This is a genomic window from Acidovorax facilis, assembly GCF_023913775.1.
GTDB classification, from domain to species: domain Bacteria; phylum Pseudomonadota; class Gammaproteobacteria; order Burkholderiales; family Burkholderiaceae_C; genus Acidovorax; species Acidovorax facilis.
Map to the genome: position 1 here is coordinate 1 of NZ_JAMXAX010000231.1, position 3271 is coordinate 3271.

Annotated in this window: 2 protein-coding genes and 2 pseudogenes; all 4 read left to right on the forward strand. The window is 65.8% G+C overall.

Annotated features, from left to right (window positions below):
- Positions 1-177, forward strand: a pseudogene (locus NFX52_RS29550) (DUF932 domain-containing protein); the annotation flags it as partial.
- Positions 178-273: 96 nt separating this feature from the next.
- Positions 274-2328: a ParB/RepB/Spo0J family partition protein gene (locus NFX52_RS29555; RefSeq protein WP_252635968.1), complete on the forward strand. Its 2055-nt coding sequence runs from the start codon at positions 274-276 to the stop codon at positions 2326-2328.
- A gap of 236 nt (positions 2329-2564) precedes the next feature.
- On the forward strand, positions 2565-3029 hold the full coding sequence (locus tag NFX52_RS29560) for a thioesterase family protein (protein WP_055401028.1): 465 nt from the start codon (positions 2565-2567) through the stop codon (positions 3027-3029).
- Between the two features lie 3 nt (positions 3030-3032).
- A pseudogene (locus NFX52_RS29565) lies at positions 3033-3271 on the forward strand (hypothetical protein); the annotation flags it as partial.

Sequence of the window (3271 nt, forward strand, 5' to 3'; positions counted from 1 at the left end):
GACCTGTGGAGCGTGTTCAACCGCACCCAAGAAAACCTCATCAAGGGCGGCCTGCGCGCCCGCGCCGCCAATGGGCGTCGCCAGAGCACCCGGCCCGTGCAGGGCATCGACCAGAACCTGCGCCTGAACCGCGCCCTGTGGTTGCTGGCCGATGGCATGCGCCAGCTCAAGGCCTGAGTTCAGCCGGAGGGGCCCAGCCCCTCCCTACATGCCTGGTTTTTCTCGCTTCCCTTTTTTTCCTTGTCCCTTTCTTTGACCGATAGGAGCTTCATCATGAACACCGCTACCTTTCAAGAAACCAACGCCAACGCCAACGTCACGGGCAGCGCTGCCGCCGCCATGGCGGCTTCGCCGGAACTGCTGCTGATTCCGCTGTCCAAGCTGCGGCCCTCCAGCCGCAACGTCCGCAAGAGCGGCGGTACATCGATTCCCGAACTGGCATCAAGCATCCTGCGTGTGGGCCTGCTGCAAAACCTCACCGTGGTGGCGGCGCCCGATGGCGAGCATTACGAGGTGGTGGCCGGGCGACGGCGCCTCGCAGCCCTCAAACTGCTGGTCAAGCGCCGCAAGCTGGCGAAGGATCATGAAGTCCATTGCCTGCTGGTGCAGGATGATGCGGCGCGCACCGTGAGCCTGACGGAGAACGTGCAGCGCGAGGCCATGTCTCCCATCGAAGAACTGTTTGCCTGGAAAGACCTTGTGGCCGAGGGGCGGCCCGTGGAGGACATTGCTGCCGATTTCGGTGTGACGCCGTTGGTAGTGCAGCGGCGCCTGAAACTTGCCAATGTCTCGCCCCGGCTGCTGGCAGACTTCGGGACGCAGGCAGTGACGCTGGAGCAGTTGATGGCTCTGGCCATCACCGATGACCATGCAGCTCAGGAAGCTGCGTTCTACGACTCGCCGCAATGGCAGCGCAGCCCGGACGCGCTGCGCGACCACCTGACCAGTGAAGAGATCGACGCCAGCCGCGATGCGGTGGCGCGCTTTGTCGGGCTGGAGGCGTACGAACAGGCAGGCGGCGGCATCCGCCGCGACCTGTTTGCGGATGAACACAGCGGCATCTTCCTGACCGATGGGGCGCTGCTGGACTCCCTGGCGCGGGACAAGCTCGCCCCACTGGCCGAGCAGGTGCGTGCCGAAGGCTGGGCCTGGGTGGATGTGGCGCCGCGTGCTACAGCATCCGACCTGTACCAGTTCCAACGCGCCCGCAGTACACGCCGGGAACCCACCAAGGCCGAGGCCAAGCGCATTGCCAAGTTGGAAGACCAGCAGGGGAAGCTGCAGGAGCAGTTGGACGACGAGAGCGAGGACATGACCGACGAGCAGGCGCAGGCGCTGCACGAGGCCATGGACGCACTTGGCAATGAGCTGGAGGTCGTGGAACGCCAACTGGTCGAGTACCCGGCTACCGTGGTGGCGCTGGCCGGTGCCGTGGTGTCGGTCGATTCCATGGGCGGCATGGTGGTGCACCGTGGTCTGCTGCGCGAGGAACAGGCCAAGGCACTGCGGGATCAGGCGCGGCAGGAGGAGGGCGGGGCGGGCGGCAACCCGGATACCGACACCGACGAGCCCGCCAAATCCGGAATCTCGGAGAAGCTGGCCAAGCGCCTCAGCGCGCACCGCACGGCAGCGTTGCAGGCCGAGGTGGCGCGGCATCCCCATGTCGCACTGGTGGCCCTGGTGCATCGCCTTGCGCTGCGGGTGATCGTGGAGAGCTACGGGGCGGGAGACTCGGCAGTCAACATTTCTGCGACACCCCAGGATGGGCTTGGACTGCATGCGCCCGACATGGCCGATGCCCCTGCAGCCGTGGGCATGTGCAAGGTGCGGGAGGCCTGGGCCCATCGCCTGCCCAACGATCCGGACTCGCTGTTCGCGGAACTGCTGGCTTTCCCGCAGCAGGAGCTGCTGTCATTGTTGGCGGTGTGCGTGGCCTGCACAGTCAGCGCCTTGGTGTCGCAGGAAGGAGAAGTCCCCGCCACTGCGCTGGCGCAGGCCGTGAACCTCGACATGCACGACTGGTGGACCCCGACCGCGGCAGGCTACTTCGAGCATGTCTCGAAAGCCAAGACGCTGGAAGCGGTGCAGGCGTTTGCGCCGGATCAGGTGAGCCGGCTGGGCAAGCTCAAGAAGGGCGAGATTGCGAGCGAGGCCGAACGGCTGGCTGTGGGGACCGGGTGGCTGCCGGTGATGTTCCGTGGGCAAGACGTGGCTGTCGAAGTCGAAGCAGAAGCGGGGCGCGAGGTCGGGGGTGATGCCGATGTCAGCGCCGGTGCCAGCGGCAGCGTCGATTCGGAGGTCCACGAGGACGCACACGTTGCGGTGTGAGCATGAAGCCCCGGCCAGTGGGCCGGGGCATTTTGAATAGGCGCGACGCGCGCGGCAGGTCTGCCGCGCGCGTTTGGACTTCCAGGGTATCAAGTCCGCTGCGACCAGAGCGGCGCGCTACGCCAGAACTCGCTGCGGTGGGTGGTACGGGCCTGCGGGTCACGGGAGCATCGAGCTGCACCGATCACCCGCAATCCTGCGCAGATCTGGCTTGTGACAACGCACCCGGACAACCCATGAACCACCAAGGCGTCAGCGAGATATTCTTTGAAGAGTCCTACACCGTACCGGCGGACCAGACGGCGAAATCGCTCTTTGCCCGGCTGCCTCACGGCAGCGGGTATGCGGAGCGGCTGATTGAATGCCTTGCCACCGGCTACCTGGTGGCGGTGATCGAATCCATCTGCATCCGGGAAATGCAGCAGTACGTCGATGCGGCCGAGGTGGTGGTGGGTCGAACGATTCGCATCGACCACCGAGGACCCATCCCGCCAGGATCCTCTCTGCGGCTGCGCGGATGGCTGGAACGGATGGGGGAGCGGAGCGCGACGTTCCGTGTGCAGGCCTGCGACACGGACGAAGTCGTGTGCGAGGCCACTGTTACGCTGGTAGCGGTGCAGCGGGCGACGATCGAGACACGCATCGCGGCCAAGGTCGAGGCGCTGCAGCGTGGGCATCGGCCGGTGGGAATGGCGCGATAGCCCGTGGCTGTCGGCATGCGGCCGTACTACCAGGACGACTTCGTGACCCTCTACCACGGCCGCGCTCAGGACGTGCTTCCGCTCTTGCCCAAGGCCGACGCCATCGTGACCGATCCCCCCTATGCGGAGACCAGCTTCCAATGGGACCGGTGGGTTGACGGATGGCCTGCGTTGGCGGGCGAAGTGGCGAACCAGATGTGGTGCTTTGGTTCGACGCGCATGTTCATGGAGCGCGCAGCGGA